The organism is Achromobacter arsenitoxydans SY8 (assembly GCF_000236785.1).
Lineage (GTDB): Bacteria > Pseudomonadota > Gammaproteobacteria > Burkholderiales > Burkholderiaceae_B > Achromobacter > Achromobacter arsenitoxydans.
This window is the reverse complement of sequence record NZ_AGUF01000039.1, coordinates 57,926-74,536: the sequence shown is the minus strand read 5'-3', so window position 1 is coordinate 74,536 and position 16,611 is coordinate 57,926. Positions and strand designations below refer to the sequence as shown.

Sequence of the window (16,611 nt, the reverse complement as noted above, 5' to 3'; positions counted from 1 at the left end):
GCGTTTACGTTTGACCCAGAGTTGGAGGCTCGCCATGCCCGATCATCGAATCGCCTTGCGTCGCGCCATCGAGGCCGTCGATCACATTACGGACCCCGAGCCGCCGTGGCAGGACATCCTCTGCACGGCTCGCGACCTGGTCGGCGCCGAAAGCGGCACACTGATCGTCTTCGACGCCAGGAACAAGCTGCTGACGCTGTCGGCGATCGGTTTTTCAGACGCGTGCTTTTCGGAATACCAGGAGCACTACTACAGCTGCGACATCCTGGAACAGGACGGCCGCAATGCGCCTGCGGGCACCTGGCTGGACACCGCGCGAATGTACGACGCCGCGCACCTGCAGCGCACCGAGTTCTATGCGGACTACATGGCCAAGCACCGCATGGCGCAGCTGCTGTCGCTGATCATCGAATCCAACACCGTGCTGCACGCGGCCATCGGCTTTCAGCGCGCCTCCATCGACCCCAAGGCCAGCGACCGGCTTCAGTCCGGCGACTTCGCCCGCTACTTCCTGGCGCTGCGCAGCCAGCTGTCGCAGCGCGAGCGCAACCAGGCCATCGGGTGGCGGTCGCTGGAAAGCGCCTTCTCCGAGGTCCAGGAAGCCTTGCTGCTCATCAGCAGGGACTCCATGGTCGACAAGCTGTCTTCGCTGGCGGTCGGCTATCTGGACGACGCCGGCGGCTGGACCCTGCACGGCCGCAGGCTCCGCCACGCAGACCCCAAGGTGCAGCGGCTGTTCGATGCCCATTGCGCCGCCGTCGCGCGCGATGGCCAGATGCGGTCCATGGCCACGGCATCGGGCTGGGGCGAACTGTTCTGGGTCGATATCAGCATCGCGCCGCAAGCGCTGAGCCTCATCGGCGGGCGCATGCTGCTGGTGCGCATGCGCAAGAAAAGCGCGTTCGCCATGCCGGACATCGCCAAGCTGCAGACCGTGTTCTCCATCACCCACGCCGAGGCCGCCGTGCTGGCCGGGCTGGCCGCCGGCCACAGCGTCGAGGAAGTGGCTACCCTGCGGCACGCGTCGGTGCTCACCGTGCGCAAGCAGGTGGCCTCATTGCTCAACAAGATGGAATGCAGCCGCCAATCCGAGCTGGTCAGGCTGGCCTCGCTGCTCTAGGCGTCAACAGGGAAGAGGCATCTGCTTACAACTCGGGCGTACCTAATTTTGAGTATGTGGCCTGCACCCATCCGGCCCTTACGATGACCTCGAAGGCATGAGACCGCAGCGACGGCTCGACCGTCCGGACGACACCCCGGCCCGCGCCTGCCGCGCCACGAGGCTGCTTCCCGAGCTTGGTTTGCTCAACCAGCACATGAACACGCCATTCCGGTCACGCAGCTGCCCTCGGCCCAGGCCGCGCCGCGGCGCGCTCCGAGGACACCGGCCCCAACGCTGCGCCCTTATCCGTCCTCAAGGAGCCATTCATGAATCCTGTCCTACCCTTCCGCGCCCTCATCCCGGTCGCGCTGGCGGCTTTCGCCCTGCTGTCCGGCCCTGCCGTCGCGCAAACCGCCGCCACCGTGCCCGCCACCGCCGCCCCGCCAACCAATGTCACGCTGACCCGCGCAGACGTCGAACGTGATCTGGCCGCCTGGAAGGAGGCCGGGGTCGAAAACCAGTGGAGCGGCGATGACGTGCCGGATCCCGGCAATTCGCAGTATGCCGCCAACTACAACAAGTACGTGAGCACCCGGCCGGCCAGCATGGCGCAGCCATGGAATCAGATGCCCGCGGGGTATCAATCGCAGCCCGCCTCAGGGTCGCAAGGCAAGTGGTGACGCTGCCCCTCAGCCCACGGGGCGCATACGCGAGGTCCGCCTCGCGCATGCGCCCCGATTTCTTTCTGTAAATATTGATCCACAATATTCTTGTTTTGAAACAAGAGGGAAGCGTTCCCCATTTATGCTCCAGCCCTTATTCACCTGGAGCACGCCATGACGAACACCCCGCAGGACGTGGAGCGATACCTGGCCAAGTCCCATCCGAGCGAACTCTACGTTCACGCGCTGACCTTGTTCGAGCAAGGGCACAAGGATGAAGCGGTCAAATGGTTCTACGCCGGCCAGCTGCGGTTTCGCTATCTGCTGGCCGCCAACCCGGGCCTGCCCCAGGATGACGAGCCGGCCGCCATGGACGCGTTGAACGCCACCGTGGGGTCCAGCATCAACGAATGGGCCGGCGGATCTCCGCAGGACTGGGCCGACGCGATGCAGTCCGCCCTGGACTGGGATGCGGCGACGCCCAATCCCACCACCCCGAAGGACCAGCACGCCGACGCGCTGCGCGAAACGCGCGCCGGCCTGGAATCGCTGATTGGCCAGATCCGCGACAACGTAGACCTGATCCGAGAACAGCGCACGCAGGCCGGCCTGGAAAATCGCTAATTCCGGCATGACGGATGCGCGCTGCATCGCAGACCCGCGCGTTCAATCCCATCGAGTATCCCTATGACCACCCCTACCCACGCCCAGGCGCTGAAGAAGCTAGCCGCGGATATCCTGGTCCAGACGCTGGACGAAGACCTGTCCCGGCTGCTGACCGTGACCATGGCGCGAGCCAGGCACGACCCCGCGATTTCCGCCGACCTTGCGGCCCACGTCCTGCCTTGCCTGCTGCGCCGCTGGAATTGCGTGCTGCAGGCCGGAGATGACGCGGCGTCCCCGCTATACCGCCACAAGGCCGCCGTGGCGCTGGCCATCCTGCTGCACAGGTACGGCATCGCCGACGCCGCCATCGCAGCGCGCGCCGACGCCGGCATCGACGCCCTGAACGACGCGGTGGCCCTGAGCGACGACTTCCACCGCAAGACGAACGACATCAAGACCGCCTTCCTGCGCACGCCGCCCGCCCCGCTCAAGCGCGCGCCGGGCCTGCCTGACAGCCTGACCTTCCACCGCGCCGGCGACGTCGTGTCCTACCAGCTGGACGGCCGCCATTACGCGGCCTATGTCCACCGCTGCGCCAGCACCAACCAGAGCCCCGTCATCGAGTTTTACGATGCCGTTTTCGACCACGTGCCCACCATCGAGGAACTGCGGGACAAGCCCGCCCGGGGACGCCGGTTCAATGACGGCAGCGTCCGGATCGAACACCTGTCCGTCGCCGGCATGAAGTTCATGCCCGATCCCGCCGGACAAGTCGTGCTGGTCAAGGCATGCGTGGAAACGCCGCCCGACAACAGCCGCCTGGGCAAGCGCGTCGGGCTGCACGTGGTGTCGGACATCTTCGATCTGCAGGAAAGCGTGGACGGGATGTTCGCAGCCGACTGACGCCCCGCCCCTGCGTCAAGCCAGATACGACGCCGCCTCTTCGGGCGTGAGATAGCGCTTGAACGTCATGGACGGCTGCTGGGCCTCGTGGATGACGCCGTTGAAGCCGGACCAGTTGCGCTTGGCGCCCTCGTCCGTTTCCAGCGCGATCAGCACCCGCTTGCCATGCCTGGACGGGTGGTCGCGCAGCGCCGCCTCGCCCCAGGCCCACTGCATGATGTTCCTGAGTTCGCCGTCCGCGTACGCGCCCGCCTGCAGCCACTGGAAATCGGCGGTGTCGCCGTCCATGTCCGGCTCTCGGGCGGCGATCTCCCGCTTCACCCCAAGCGTCTGCGCATGCTCGCCGATGATGATCTGCAGCAGCGAGAAGGCGTGGAAGGTGTTGTTGATGGCATGCGCCTCGGCGATGAATCCCGTGCCTGAAGCGGGCAGCACCACGACCAGCTCGTCCTCGTAGCTGAGCTGCGAGGCCAGCCACAGATAATGCAGCTGCTCGAACGGCAGGCTGTCGTTCAGGGTGGCCATCGGATGCAGCATGGCCATCAGCTCGCTATCGGCGATAAAGGCCTGATGATTGGCCCGGTCGCGCATCAGCATGGTCATCATCGGCAGGACCAGCAGGTCCACCGCCTGGTGCAGGGATTCGACCTGCCAGCGCTCGTCCGTCGGGACGGCCGCCATCCTGGACTGGGCGTCCAGCCAGGCTTGGCGGTCCGCCTCTTCGACCTCATCGTCGTCGTCCTCCACTTCCTGCGCGCAGAAGGGGCGCAGGGACCGCAGCCATTTGGCCAGCAAGGCCTGGAGCACGGGGAAGAGAATGGCAGGGTCCGCGCCGTCTTCCACCAACGAGCCGCTCATCAGGGCCAGGGCCGCGGCCCGGGACGGGTGGACCCTGGGCAGCAGATCGGCGCAGGCCCGGAGGTTCCCGCCGGTGTGGGCCGGGTCGCGCGTTTGGGCAAGAAAGGCGGCGACCTCGGGACGCTTGAAGAACTGGTCCAGCGTATCCAGGCCGCTCGCGGCGAGAATCGGAGGCGTAAGGGTGCGGGTGAGGGCTTTGATCGGCATGGCGCGCAGTGTAACCAAGGGAAGTGACCCTTATTTGTCGTGACCAAAAATATCAAGCCGTGGCGAGACTTGGATGCCTGGTTACAAGTCCTGCCAGATTTAGCCAAATAAAACAGTTCTCCGGCGGCTTCCGGTTTAGTTCTACTGCTTGCCTGCTGTTGCGTCCGGCGCGGCTCTCGCGTCTGCCACCCGCTGGCATACACAAGATCAAAAATCGGAGGAGGAGTCTATGCGCACGTTCAAACGCAGGGCCGCCGCATTCCTGGCGAGCGGCCTGATTGTCTTGCTGGCCGGCTGCGCCGCGCCGGGCGGCAAGAAGGACACGATAGCCATGCCGGGGCTTTCCCAGCCCGTGGAAATCGTCAGGGACAAGTACGGCGTATCCCACATCTATGCGAAAAACCAGGCGGACCTGTTCTTCGCCCAGGGCTTCAGCGCCGCGCGCGACCGGCTGTGGCAGCTGGACCTGTGGCGCCGCCAGGGCGAAGGCAAGATGGCCGAGCAGTTCGGCCCGCGCTTCATCGAGCAGGACCGCGCCGCGCGCCTCTTCCTGTACCGCGGCGACATGCAGGCCGAATTCGCCAGCTATCACCCCGAAGGCAAGGCCATCCTGACCGCCTTCGCCAACGGCATCAACGCCTACGTGAACTGGGTCAAGGCCAATCCCGACCAAATGCCGCCGGAGTTCAAGCTGACCGGCACGGAACCCGGCTACTGGAGTCCCGAAACATCCCTGATCCGCATCTACGGCCTGACGCGCAACCTCAACCAGGAAGTCAGGATGTCGCAGCAGATCGCGGCGCTGGGACTGAACGCCGTGCAGGGGCTGAGCACCTTCGAGCCTCCCCTGGCGCTGCAGGTGCCTGCCGGCCTGGACGTGCGCCAGATCGACAATACGGTGCTGGGCGTCTACAAGCTTGCGCGCGACGGCCAGAAGTTCGAGGCCGGCGACTTCCCGCGCAGTCCGCTGGCGGCCGACGAGCGCGCCAAACTGGCGAGCGCCTTGTCCGAAGGCAGGCTTGCGTCGCTGGACCCGGCCTTCGACCCCATGGCGCCGCGCTATGAAAGCAACAACTGGACGCTGGGCGGCCAGCACACCGCCACCGGCAAGCCCATCCTGGCGGGCGATCCGCACCGCTCCATCACCATGCCGTCGCTGCGCTACATGGTCCACCTGAACGCGCCGGGCTGGAACGTGATCGGCGCGGGAGAACCCGCGCTGCCCGGCGTATCCATGGGCCATAACGACCGCATCGCGTTCGGGCTGACCATCTTCGCGTTCGGCGACGAAGAGGATCTATACGTGTACGACACCAACCCGGCCAATCCCAACGAATATCGCTACCAGGGCGGATGGGAAAAAATGCGCCAGGTGGACGAGTCCATACCCGTGCGCGGCGCCGCCCCAGCCGCGCGCAGCCTGAAATTCACGCGCCACGGCCCGGTCATCCATGAAGACCCGGTGCGGCGCAAGGCCTACGCCGTGCGCGCCGCCTACCTGGAATTCCCCGGCACCGCCGCCTACCTGGCCAGCCTGCGCCTGAACCAGGCGCAGAACTGGAACGAGTTCGTGGCCGGCATGGAAAAGCACTACACGCCCAGCGAAAACATGGTGTACGCCGACGTGGACGGCAACATCGGCTGGTTCGGCGGCAGCATCGCGCCGATCCGCCCGCGCGCGGACTGGTCGGGCATGCTGCCGGTGCCGGGCAACGGTGATTTCGAGTGGCGCGGCGTGCTGCCGGGCAGCTCGCTGCCCAAGGTGTACAACCCGCCCGAAGGCTATGTCGCCACGGCCAACGAGTACAACCTGCCGGCCGACTTCCCGTACAAGGACATGTCGGCGCGCTCCTGGGCGGAACCGTTCCGCGTGCAGCGCATCCGCGAGGTGGTGGCCGACGCCAAGGGCCTGACCGTGCAGCAGTCGCAAGACCTGCAGTTCGACAACCTGTCGATTCCCGCGCGCACCCTGGCGGGCTATGCCAAGTCGTTGAATTCCGCGGACCCGGCGGTCGGCCCGGCCCTGAGCCTGCTCAAGGACTGGGACTACCGCATGGCTACCGATTCGCGGGCCGCCACGGTTTATTCGTTCTGGCTGCCCGAGGTCGTCAAGCGGGTCACCGACCTCTACGTGCCCGCCAGCGGACGCGCGGCGTTCGGCGAACTGTCCACCCGCAAGACGCTCGAGAAGCTGGCCACGCCCGACGCCGCCTTCGGCACCCGGCCAGAACAGGGGCGCGACGCCCTGCTGCTCCAGGCGCTGGCCGACGGTCTGCAGAAGCTCAGCGCCAAGCTGGGACCGGATTCGAACCAGTGGCAATGGGGCAAGCTGCATCACATCCAGTTCGAGCACAGCCTGGCCAGCCTGCTGCCGCCCGACACCGCCAAGAACTGGAGCACTCAGCGCTATCCGGTCGGCGGCGACAACGACACCGTGCATCGCGCCACGTTCCGCAAGAGCGACTTCCGCGTGACCAGCGGCGCGTCGTACCGCCAGGTGATCGACGTGGCGGACTGGGACAGGTCGGTGGTGCAGAACGTGCCGGGGCAATCGGCCGATCCGCGCAGCCCGCACTACCAGGACTTGATCAAGGGCTGGGCCACCGGGGAATACTTCCCCATGGCGTTCAGCCGGGCCAAGGTGGACAGCCAGCGCGCCGACACGCTGACGCTGCAGCCGTCGGGCAACTGACGCCCCGGCGACTCGCCGGGCCGCGGCTCATGGGACGGGGCCGCGGCTGGGCTGACATGCACGCCAGCCCGCGCGCCCGGCATTGACGTTTGTCATTCCGCCCGGCTCCGGCCGGGTGGGAGAATTCCAGACAAACATTCCGGGACCGGCTATGACTCTCTACCCCGTGCTGCTCATCGTGCACCTTTTGGCCGCCTTTCTGTTCGTTGGCACGGTCGCCTTCGAGGTGCTGTTTCTGGAACCCGTGCACAGGCGGCTTCCCGCCGATGTCCGCAAGGCGCTGGGCAGCCAGCTCGGCCCGCGCGTCCGGTCTGTCGTGCCGTGGGCCGTGGTCGTGCTGTACCTGGCCGGATTGGGACTGGCCTGGCAGCATCGCGGCGCGCTCGCCGCCCCCGCGGCCTCGTCGTTTGGCATCCTGCTGAGCATCAAGATCGCGCTGGCTGCCAGCGTGCTGATTCATGTGGTCTGCGCACTCGCGCTGGCGCGCCGCCGCCGGCTCACCGGGGCGGCGCAAGGCCGCCTGCACCTCAGCGTGTTCTGCCACATGATCGCCATCGTGGTGCTGGCCAAGGCCATGTTCTACGTCACGTGGTGACGCCGAGCATTTACTTGCCCGAGGCGTCCTGCTCCACGACCAGGTCCAGCACATAGACCTTCGACGGCGCGTCGGCGGGCGGATTCTTCCTGTCGTAGCGCTTCACGCGCAGCACGGTGCGCACGCCGTCCTGGTGTTCGAATCCCTCGATCGACTGATAGAGCGGATGCCACTTGTCCTGCGCCGGCTGGGCGATGCCCGCTTCGTTGAACTTGCGCTCGCGCACCATCAGGCACTGGTAGTGCGGAATCATGGGATGGCCGCATTCAGCGCGCTTGGCCGCGACCTCCAGGAACATGATCTTCCCCGTGCTGCCGTACAGCGTTTCCGGCGTGGGCTCGCCCACGAACTTCAGCACCGTGCCGTCCTGCGCCGTCAGTTCCAACGCAGGCTCGGCCTTATCGCCGGTCTGCGTCGCGCGCAGCTCGCCCTTCATGCGCTGGCCGATTTCGGCATCGAGCTGCATCAGACTCTGTTCGCACGCCTTCATCGTGGAGGCCAGATTGGCGATGGTCAGCACGCCGTTCTTGTACGTGTATCCGCCGAACTGGGCGTTGCAGCCGCCGCGGATGTTCAGGGCGTCGTTCGTAAAGCTCAGGCGCAGCTGGTGCTCGATGCCCTTCTGCAGCGCGGCAATCGACTTGCCCGAGGCGTCGGTGGCGGAAGCCAGGCGCCAGTAATAGGCGGTCAGGCTGGACGGGTCGGCGGCTGCGGCAGCGGCGGGAGCGGGCATGGTGGACGATCCTTCGCGAGGGGTGGAGGTCGACGCGCAAGCGGAGAGCAGCGCGGCGCACACGGATGCAAGAAGGATGGTTTTTTTCATGATTGGTTCCTGTCAGCCGGCTGGCCCTGATGAAAAGCGGCATTCTACGTCCGTAGTGTGGACGCATTTGGCGGAAGCGCCGCCAGACAGTTTCCAAATCTTGCCACACGGCGGCGCCTCGGATCCGTTCTCGGACAGGCCTCCGCGGCCGCGTCTCATGCGGCATCCGGCGCGACAAGCGGCGCAGGAACCGGTCGCCGGAGACCGGGCCTGCGATTACAGTCTGAAACCTTCCGCGCAGCGGTCTTCACGCTGCCCGCAGCACACCGTCTTCTTCCCGCAGCACGCCGCGCTCCGTCAGCCCGGCCACCGCCCGTCCGATCCGCGCTTCCGCGTCGGCCAGCGTGCGAGACATCCCGAGCAGCCGCGATACCGACCTGACCACGTCGGCCTTGGGCGCGTTCCCGGCCTGCGCCAGCACGTGCAGCACGCCATTTGCCAGTTCCTCCAGGCAGACGTCGTCGACCCGGCGGCGCGCGGCCTCATCCGCGCCCGCAGCGCGAAAGCCTTTCCAATCCTGGGGCAGGACGCCCGCCGGCCAGTAGAACCTGGCATGGCCTTCATCGGTCTGCCCCGCGTCCGCCGGCGTCAATGCGCGCAGGCGCTCCACGATCCTGGCGCCAGTCCGCTCCAGCCCCCAGGCGCGGGCGATCCGCCGATGCAGGGTCGCCTCTGAAATCGGCCCTTCGGCGTCGATGGCCGCGCGCAACTGCTGGACGAGCGTGTCGTCGCTGGCGCGGCTATGGAACGTCTCCGGCGCGCCGCCATCCAGTTCGGCCAGGCGATACGGCGTCGCGCCGCCGGCGGCAGCGTGCTCCGCCGGCGTGTCCTCGTGCGTCGTGATCACGAATTCCACGGCGCCAGGCCCGGCGTCTTCCGCCAGCGGTGTTTCTTGCTCGTCAGCCTGCGGCGCGATCTCGGGCTCCGCCTCCGGCTCGTCCTCGGGCTGTCGCTCCAGCTCCGCGTTCAGCCGCGCCAGCAGCTTGTCCACTTCGCGCTCCGGGTTGATCCACCAATCGGTGGACCAGACGCGGTGCAGCCGCCAGCCCAGCCCTTCCAGCACCACCTGCCGCAGCCTGTCCCGGTCGCGCGCGGTGGCGCCGGAGTGATAGGCCCGGCCATCGCACTCGATGCCCAGCAGATACCTGCCCGGCGCGCGCGGATCCACGACGCCCATGTCGATCCGGTAGCCCGAGCACCCCACTTGCGGATGCACAACCCACCCGTGCTGGCGCAGCACCTGGATAACCTGCGTCTCGAACGGGCTGTCCGGTTCGCGCCCCGTGGGCAGCGACTGTTCGGCCAGCGCGCGTGGACCCTTCAGGGCGAATTCCAGGTAGTGCTTCAGGTCCCGCACGCCGGTCGCGCGCACGCGCGACAGGTCGATCTGCTCCGGCATCAGCGTGCTGTAGATCACCACGCCTTCGCGTGCCCGCGAGATCGCAACGTTGAGCCGGCGGTGTCCACCCTCGCCGTTCAGCGGGCCGAAGTTCATCGTCATCTTGCCGGCCGCGTCCGGGCCGAAGGTAATCGAAAAATAGATGACGTCGCGCTCATCGCCCTGCACGTTTTCAAGGTTCTTGATGAAGAGCGGCTCGCGCGACTGCGCGGATATGGCCTTGTCCAGCTCCGCGTTGGCGCGGCGGCGCGCGTCCAGCAGCGTCTCGATCAGCGATTGCTGCGGCTGGTTGAAGGTGACGACGCCCAGGGTCTGGCGCCGGCGCGCCTTGTCCAGGTAGTGCTGTTCAATGCCCTGCACGATGGCTTCGGCTTCGCGGCGGTTAGTGCGGCTGCCGCCACGGTCGTAGACGCCGGCGACTTGCTCCAGGCGCACCGCGACGTCGTCGGTGACGGGCGACGGGAAGGTGATGAGCTGCGAGTCGTAGTAGGTGACGTTGCTGAAGGTGATCAGGCTTTCGTGCCGGCTGCGGTAGTGCCACTGCAGGCGCAGGCGGTTCATGTCCGCGCCCAGGCACTCGTCCAGGATGCTCTCCAGGTCTTCGACCTGCCCGTCGTCGCCCGCGCCATCCTCGTCGGGCGCGGACTTGCTGAAAAAGCTGGTGGGCGGAAGCTGCTTGGTGTCGCCCACCACAACCAGTTGCTGGCCGCGCGCGATCGCGCCCACGGAATCCCACACGGGAATCTGCGAGGCCTCGTCGAAGACCACGACGTCGAACTGCGAGTGGCCGGCGTCCAGGTACTGGGCAACCGACAGCGGCGACATCAGCAGGCAGGGCTTGAGCTTGGGCAGCAGCGTCGGCAGCCGCTGCATCAGCTGGCGCACCGGCACATGGCGGGCCTTCTTCTGCAGTTCGCGGCGCAGCAGGCCCAGCTCGCTGTCCGGGCTGACCAGCACGCCGTTGCCGGCCGGCACCTTGCCCGCCAGCACGGCGTCGATGTAGGCGCTGGTCAGTTGCTGGAAGCGGTCGTCGGCCTGGCGGAACTCCCGGATCTTGCGTTCGTGGTCGGCGCTGGAGAATGACCGCAGCACGGGCGTATGGTCGATGACCTTCTTCACCCACCAGTTGCGGTAGCTGAATTCGAAATGGGCCTCGACCTGCTCCAGCGGAACGCGGCCCTGCTCCAGGGAATCGACGAGTCCGTGCAGGTTGAGCTGCGCGGCCTCGCCACGGGCCTGCCGCCACACGCACCACGGCATCAGGAACTGCCTGTTGCCGCGCCATCCTCCGATGACGGCCTGGAGGCGGGCCAGCGCGCCATGCGCATCGGACTCGCCCGCCAGAGGCTGCGTGGGCCGGGCCAGCGCGTCGACCTCGGCCAGCCTGTCCTGCAGCGCGCGCCACGCGTCCCGATAGGCCAGCAGGGCCTTGCCCAGCGCGGCGCCGGGTTGCAGGAACGCCCGGTTCTCGCCCACCAGGGGCGCCAGCCGCGTACGCAGTTCCGTCGCGCCTGCGGGGTCGCCCCCCACGAGCGCCACGGCATCCGCAAAATGCTGGGCCCACTGTTCATGGCGCCGGACCTGCTCCCAGTCGGTAGCCAGGCCCGCGTAGGCATCCAGCAAGAGGCGCTGCGCATCGGCCTTCAGCGCGGCCAGCTCGCGGTCTTCGGCATTGACCTGGGCCAGCGGCGCCAGCGCCGCGTCTATCGCCGCGTCGTCGGGTCGCTGGCCGTCGCGGCGCAAGACTGCCAGCCGCTTGCGGATGCCGCGCGTGGCGAAGGCGGACTTGGGCCACCACGAAGCGCGCGCGGCCAGCCATTCCGCCTTGAGCGCTGCCGCGTCCACATCGGCCAGCTGCGCGTTCCACTGCGCATCCAGCGGTTCCCAATGCGCGTTGCGCGCCAGGCCGTGGCGAGCCATGGCCTGGACCTGGAAACGCGCGGCGGCGTCATGCGCCTGCGCAGCCAGGCCGGCGGGCACCTGCGGCGCGGCCAGCAGCACGTCGGCAAGCTGATCCAGCCGGGCGTACGCGTCCAGGCTCAAACCCGCCGCCTCTACGCCCAGCCCTTCGCTCACGGCGGCAGCGCGGTCGCTGAAGGTCTGCGCCGCCAGATCCAGCGCCTGGGCGGCCGCCAGCAGCGCGTCCTGCCAGCTGGGACTCCATTCGTCCATGCCGATGTGCGCCAGCGGATGGCCTTGCAGCGTGCCCAGTTCTCCCGACAACGTGGCCATGCGCCGCGCCGTCTCCCGCAGGCGGGCAAGTTCCTTGCGGTCGTGCGCCTGCGCATCGGGCCAAGGCAGGAACGACGGCTCGCGGCCAGCGTTCTGGATGCAGGATCCGATGGCGTCGAACACCGTCAGGCCGTTGCGGTGCTCGTGGTGCAACGCATCCACCAGCCCGTTCAACTCCTGGCGCAGCGCGGCCAGGCGCTCGGCCTCGCGGGCCCAGTCCTCGGACGTGCGCTGCCCGCCGTGGTCCAGCGCCTTGCCCAACTGCTGCAGGACTTCCGCCTTGCGCGCCTTGGACGAATGCAGTTCCAGGCAGAACGGCCCCAGCCCGATACTGGCCAGGCGGCGGTGCACGACTTCCAGCGCGGCCATCTTCTCCGACACGAACAGGACGGTCTTGCCGCGCGCCAGCAGGTGCGCGATCAGGTTGGTGATGGTCTGGCTCTTGCCGGTGCCCGGCGGGCCCTCCAGCACCAGGTCGCGGCCGGCGTCGACCGCGCAGATGGCCTTGAGCTGCGACGAATCGGACAGGAGCGGCGTCAGCAGGTCCTGGGGCTGGTAGCTGTCGTCCAGTCGGTCGAATCGCGCTTCGTAGGGCTCCCTGGCGAAGGCCTGGCCCGGTCGGTCGATCAGGTGCTGGACGACGCGATTCGCCTTCAGCTGGGCGCTGCGGTCCTGCAGGTCCTTCCACATCAGGTACTTGGTGAACGAGAAGATGCCCAGGTGCGCCTGCTCCAGCACTTCCCAGCCCGCGATCTCGCGCACCGCCAGCCGGAAGGCCTGCAGCACCCGCGCCACGTCCACGCCCTTGTCGTCGGCCGGGGCCGCGGCGTCCAGACCGGGCACGCGCAGTTCGTAGTTGTTGCGCAGCATCTGCAGCAGCGTGGGGTTGATGATGGTCTCATCATCGTGCCGCACCAGCCGGAAGCCGCTGCGCACCGACTGGCGCTGCAGCGACACGGGCACCAGGATCAACGGCGCCAGATGGGCGTTTTCGGCGCCGGGCGTTTCCGTCCAGCGCAGCATGCCCATGGCCAGGTACAGCGTGTTGGCGCCGCCTTCTTCCAGGCCGGTCCGGGCCGCGCTGAAGATGGCCAGCAGATTGGCGTCCAGCGCCTCCTGCTGCACGCGGGCGATCAATTCGTGGCTCCCCAGGGCCTGCAGCGCCATGTCGTCCAACGGCGCGCGCCCGCCGCGGCCGACGTGGACCTCGGCCATGCGCGGGTCGCCGCCTTCCATCAGCGCCGCGGGCAAGGGGCGGATGCGGAATTCGCCGCCGTCCGCGATGGCGTCTTCCAGGCGGCTCAGATCGGGCACAACCAGCGGCAGCGTGGACTTGGTGGGCTTGAAGTTGAGCAGCCGGTTGCGCAGCGTCAGGTCCAGCAGGCGCGACTTCCACTTGGCCAGGCGGCCTTCGGGCGTGTCGTCGGCCGGCTCCAGGCTGATGACGAATTCTGGGTCCAGCGGCGGCAGGTCGGGCGTGGGCTCGATGGCGGCCGGCGGTTCCGAAGGCGCCGCATCGCCGGGCGCGGCGGGCGCCGCGCGCGACGGCAGCGGCTTGATCTGAAGTTCGCGCGCGCGGTGGATGTCGATGGCGTAGCGGAAGGTGCCTTCTTCCCGCAGGTGCGCGGCGCCCTGCTCCAGCGCCAGCCGCAGCGAGGGGCGATGGTTCGGGTGCAGGGCGATGCCCGTGGTTTCGAACGCCAGGAATTCGCCGCTGTCCACGCGCTTGCGCACGGCCTGCACGTCGTCGGTCAGCGGATCCGCGAAGCTGGCCTGGTGCAGCCACACGCCGACCCACGCGTGGCCGTCCTTCATCAGCACGACCGGGCGCAGCCCCGCCTGTTCCAGGCAGGACGAGAACAACATGGCCAAATCCAGGCACGTGGCGACGCGGGCCTCGATGATACGGTCCGGCGTACGGATCTTCTGGCCGCCCACGCCGAACGACGCGGGCGGTTCGGCGTAATGCAGGGTCTGCGCGGCCAGCGTGCTGTAGATGGCGGACACCTGCTTCCAGACGACGTCGCGGCTTTTGGACTGGTAGCCGTTTATCGTCAGCTCGCTGTGCTGGCTGCGCAGCAGCGCCGACGCCTGGCCGATCAGCCCGTCCACGGCCGCGTTGTTCGGCATGGAAAAGGCCGCCAGCAGTTCAGGCAAGGCGCGCGTGCCCGCCCACTGGTCGTAGGCCAGGACTTCGACCGGCCGCGACGCCCGGCCGACCTCGCGCCCCGCTGACCGCGCCACCACGGTGATGCTGGCGCGCACGGCCTCCTGCAAGTTCGCGACGTAGGCGTGGTCGGGGTTCAGATCCAGCGGGGAGATGCGGCGGATTTCGCCGGACTCCAGGCTGTCGAAGCGCAGCGTGACAGCCTGTGCGAAGGCCGGATTGCAGGCGACGTGGACCTCAATGTCGTTGCAGGCGTGCGGCGCATGATTGGTCAGGCGCAGCGACCGCAAGATCGGGACCGCGTTCTGAAGCGAGGCATAGCCCTGCGTGGGATCGGCCTCGATGTCGATGACGATGCACGGAGCCTCGGCGCCTTGGGGATCGCCAGGCGTGGGATCAGTCGAGGGCTGCGCGGCGACGTGCGCCGCCCCTTCCAGGATCGCCGGCAGTTCCAGGTCTAGTCGCTTGTCCATCCATCTCTCTCGGTTCGATGCGTCGTCAGGCATGAATTCTAAGGCGGCGGGGCACGGCGCCGCCCCTCATCTGCGATTGATTGGAATATTCGCGCCTTGCGCGGCGTCCATACCCCTGAAGCCCCGCGCATCCGCACAATGCCGGGCCGCTTTCGGACCCACCCGCCGATCCTGCATGCGCAAGCCGCCGCCGCGCGGGCACAGGCCGGCAACGAACGAGGATGCTGTCATGAAGCTGAAGAAACACCACGCCCTGCGCGCCATCGCCACGCTGGCCTGCATTGCCGCCAGCACGGCCTGGGCCGCGCAAGACCTGAACGTGTACGGTCCCGGCGGCCCCGCGCCAGCCGTGAAGGAAGCGGCTGAAGCTTTCGGCAAGGCGCACAACATCAAGGTCGCCGTCACCGCCGGCCCCACGCCCGCGTGGGCCGACAAGGCCAGGCAGGATGCCGATGTGCTGTTCAGCGGCGCCGAGAACATGATGAGCGGGTTCGCCGCGGCACTGCCCGGGGTGTTCGACCTGCGGGACGCGCGCACGCTGTACCTGCGGCCGTCGGCAATACTGGTCCGCCCGGGCAACCCGAAGGGCATCAGCGGCTTCAAGGATCTGCTCAAGCCCGGCATCAAGGTGATGGCCGTGTCCGGCGCGGGCCAGACCGGGCTGTGGGAGGACGTGGCGGGCCGTCTGGGCGATATCGAGACGGTGCGCGCATTCCGCGCCAACCTGGTCCTGCCCGAGGCAGGCAACAGCGCGCAGGCGCGCACGCAATGGACCGAGGACCAGAGCATCGACGCCTGGCTGATCTGGAATATCTGGCAGGTGTCGAATCCCACGCTGGCCAGCGTGGTCGACATCGAAGAGCCCTATCGCATCTACCGCGACGCGGGCGCCGTCGTGACCAAACAAGGCAAGGGCAATCCGCAGGCGCAGGCCTTCGTCGACTACCTGGCCTCGGCGCAAGGCAAGGCCATCTTCAAGAAGTGGGGCTGGAAAACGGATTGAGGCTCAGCGGGGAAAAGCCGGATCCGCCAGGCACGCCCCCACCCAATCGAAGTCGTCCGCGTCCGCGATCTCGCTGTCGATCTTCGGCAGCTGTCCGGCGGCGTAGAGCTTCTCGGGCTGCGCGGGCTTGCGGTTCCATTCGGTCTTGCCCCCCGCATCGAAGCATTCCGCGTCATCGCCGTTGAACGAGCAGGTGGCGACGACCTTGGGCTGGCCGTCCACCACATCGGCGACGTAGCGCCGGGTGTAGACGCTGCCGGATGCCCAGTATTCGTCGACCGAGCAGACCCGGTCCTTGTTCTGATAGTGCCGGGTCGCAAAGCAGGCGTAGAACGCGTAGTCGCGCGGCAGCACGTCGCACGACGTGGAATAGCCGGCGAACTCGCCGCCAGAGAATTGCCCCTGGAACCGCTGTTGCGCGACTGCGCGGCTGATCATGCCGGGCACGGTCTGGCCCTTGGGCGTTTCCTTGAATTCCGCGCTGCGGCTGCGGATCAGGTCGCGCGCGATTCCGGCCGCCGACTTGCCGTCCGGCAGCGCGTCGGGCGTGTTGATCAGCGTCTCCAGCGCCTGGTCGCGCGCGGCCAGCCAGCGCTTCTGGCTTTGCACCAGCATGGCGCGGATATCGCTGTCGGGCGCCTGCTTCAGCAGCGCGGCGTAGCTGCGGTTCAGTTCGGCATCGGCGGACACGGCGCCGCGGTCCGAGCAAATCAGCTTCTCGACGGCCGTGGCGGCCTTCTTGCAGTCGATCGCCAGCGCGGGCGCGGACAGCGCAAACGTGGCGCCCAGGAAGAGCAGGCGTAGCGCGGGGTATGCAGGTTTCATCTGGTCTTTTCGTGGATGCGGTGGCGGACCCGCCAGGCCTGGCGGCTGATGAGCCGGGCAATTT

General features: G+C 67.7%; 11 protein-coding genes. 7 read left to right on the top strand and 4 right to left on the bottom strand.

The window, feature by feature from the left end:
- Nucleotides 1–34: 34 nt before the first annotated feature.
- The 4 genes from KYC_RS09395 to KYC_RS09380 all read left to right on the top strand — a co-directional run bounded on the left by KYC_RS09395 (nucleotide 35) and on the right by KYC_RS09380 (nucleotide 3,273).
- Entirely contained in the window at nucleotides 35–1,120 is a 1,086-nt protein-coding gene (locus KYC_RS09395; protein ID WP_008161344.1) for a LuxR C-terminal-related transcriptional regulator, read from the top strand.
- 308 nt (nucleotides 1,121–1,428) lie between these two features.
- Nucleotides 1,429–1,782, top strand: a complete 354-nt coding sequence (locus KYC_RS09390) for a DUF4148 domain-containing protein (protein ID WP_008161342.1) — start codon at nucleotides 1,429–1,431, stop codon at nucleotides 1,780–1,782.
- A 156-nt stretch (nucleotides 1,783–1,938) separates the two neighbouring features.
- Complete coding sequence (locus tag KYC_RS09385; RefSeq protein ID WP_008161341.1) at nucleotides 1,939–2,388, top strand: hypothetical protein; 450 nt, start codon at nucleotides 1,939–1,941, stop codon at nucleotides 2,386–2,388.
- Between the two features lie 63 nt (nucleotides 2,389–2,451).
- On the top strand, nucleotides 2,452–3,273 hold the full coding sequence (locus tag KYC_RS09380; protein ID WP_008161339.1) for a hypothetical protein: 822 nt from the start codon (nucleotides 2,452–2,454) through the stop codon (nucleotides 3,271–3,273).
- Nucleotides 3,274–3,288: 15 nt separating this feature from the next.
- Here KYC_RS09380 and KYC_RS09375 read toward each other — a convergent pair whose 3' ends face one another.
- Nucleotides 3,289–4,338 (bottom strand): hypothetical protein, encoded by a 1,050-nt coding sequence (locus KYC_RS09375; protein ID WP_008161337.1) that lies wholly within the window; start codon nucleotides 4,336–4,338, stop codon nucleotides 3,289–3,291.
- A gap of 229 nt (nucleotides 4,339–4,567) precedes the next feature.
- Here KYC_RS09375 and KYC_RS09370 point away from each other — a divergent pair, with 229 nt between their 5' ends.
- Both KYC_RS09370 and KYC_RS09365 read left to right on the top strand, forming a co-directional pair.
- The gene (locus tag KYC_RS09370; protein ID WP_008161334.1) at nucleotides 4,568–7,030 is read left to right on the top strand and encodes a penicillin acylase family protein; all 2,463 of its coding nucleotides are present in this window, start codon (nucleotides 4,568–4,570) and stop codon (nucleotides 7,028–7,030) included.
- Nucleotides 7,031–7,181: 151 nt separating this feature from the next.
- Nucleotides 7,182–7,625: a CopD family copper resistance protein gene (locus KYC_RS09365; protein ID WP_008161332.1), complete on the top strand. Its 444-nt coding sequence runs from the start codon at nucleotides 7,182–7,184 to the stop codon at nucleotides 7,623–7,625.
- A 10-nt stretch (nucleotides 7,626–7,635) separates the two neighbouring features.
- Here the strand turns inward: KYC_RS09365 and KYC_RS09360 are convergent, their stop codons facing one another.
- Nucleotides 7,636–8,358 carry an META and DUF4377 domain-containing protein gene (locus tag KYC_RS09360; protein ID WP_008161330.1) on the bottom strand — a complete coding sequence of 241 codons (723 nt, stop codon included), beginning with the start codon at nucleotides 8,356–8,358 and terminating at the stop codon, nucleotides 7,636–7,638.
- Between the two features lie 337 nt (nucleotides 8,359–8,695).
- On the bottom strand, nucleotides 8,696–14,719 hold the full coding sequence (locus KYC_RS09355) for a DUF3320 domain-containing protein (protein WP_008161329.1): 6,024 nt from the start codon (nucleotides 14,717–14,719) through the stop codon (nucleotides 8,696–8,698).
- Nucleotides 14,720–14,948: 229 nt separating this feature from the next.
- Here KYC_RS09355 and KYC_RS09350 point away from each other — a divergent pair, with 229 nt between their 5' ends.
- Nucleotides 14,949–15,722 (top strand): substrate-binding domain-containing protein, encoded by a 774-nt coding sequence (locus KYC_RS09350; protein WP_008161327.1) that lies wholly within the window; start codon nucleotides 14,949–14,951, stop codon nucleotides 15,720–15,722.
- Between the two features lie 3 nt (nucleotides 15,723–15,725).
- Here KYC_RS09350 and KYC_RS09345 read toward each other — a convergent pair whose 3' ends face one another.
- A complete protein-coding gene (locus KYC_RS09345) occupies nucleotides 15,726–16,547 on the bottom strand; it encodes a lysozyme inhibitor LprI family protein (RefSeq protein WP_008161325.1) in 822 nt (273 codons plus the stop codon).
- Nucleotides 16,548–16,611: the final 64 nt, after the last annotated feature.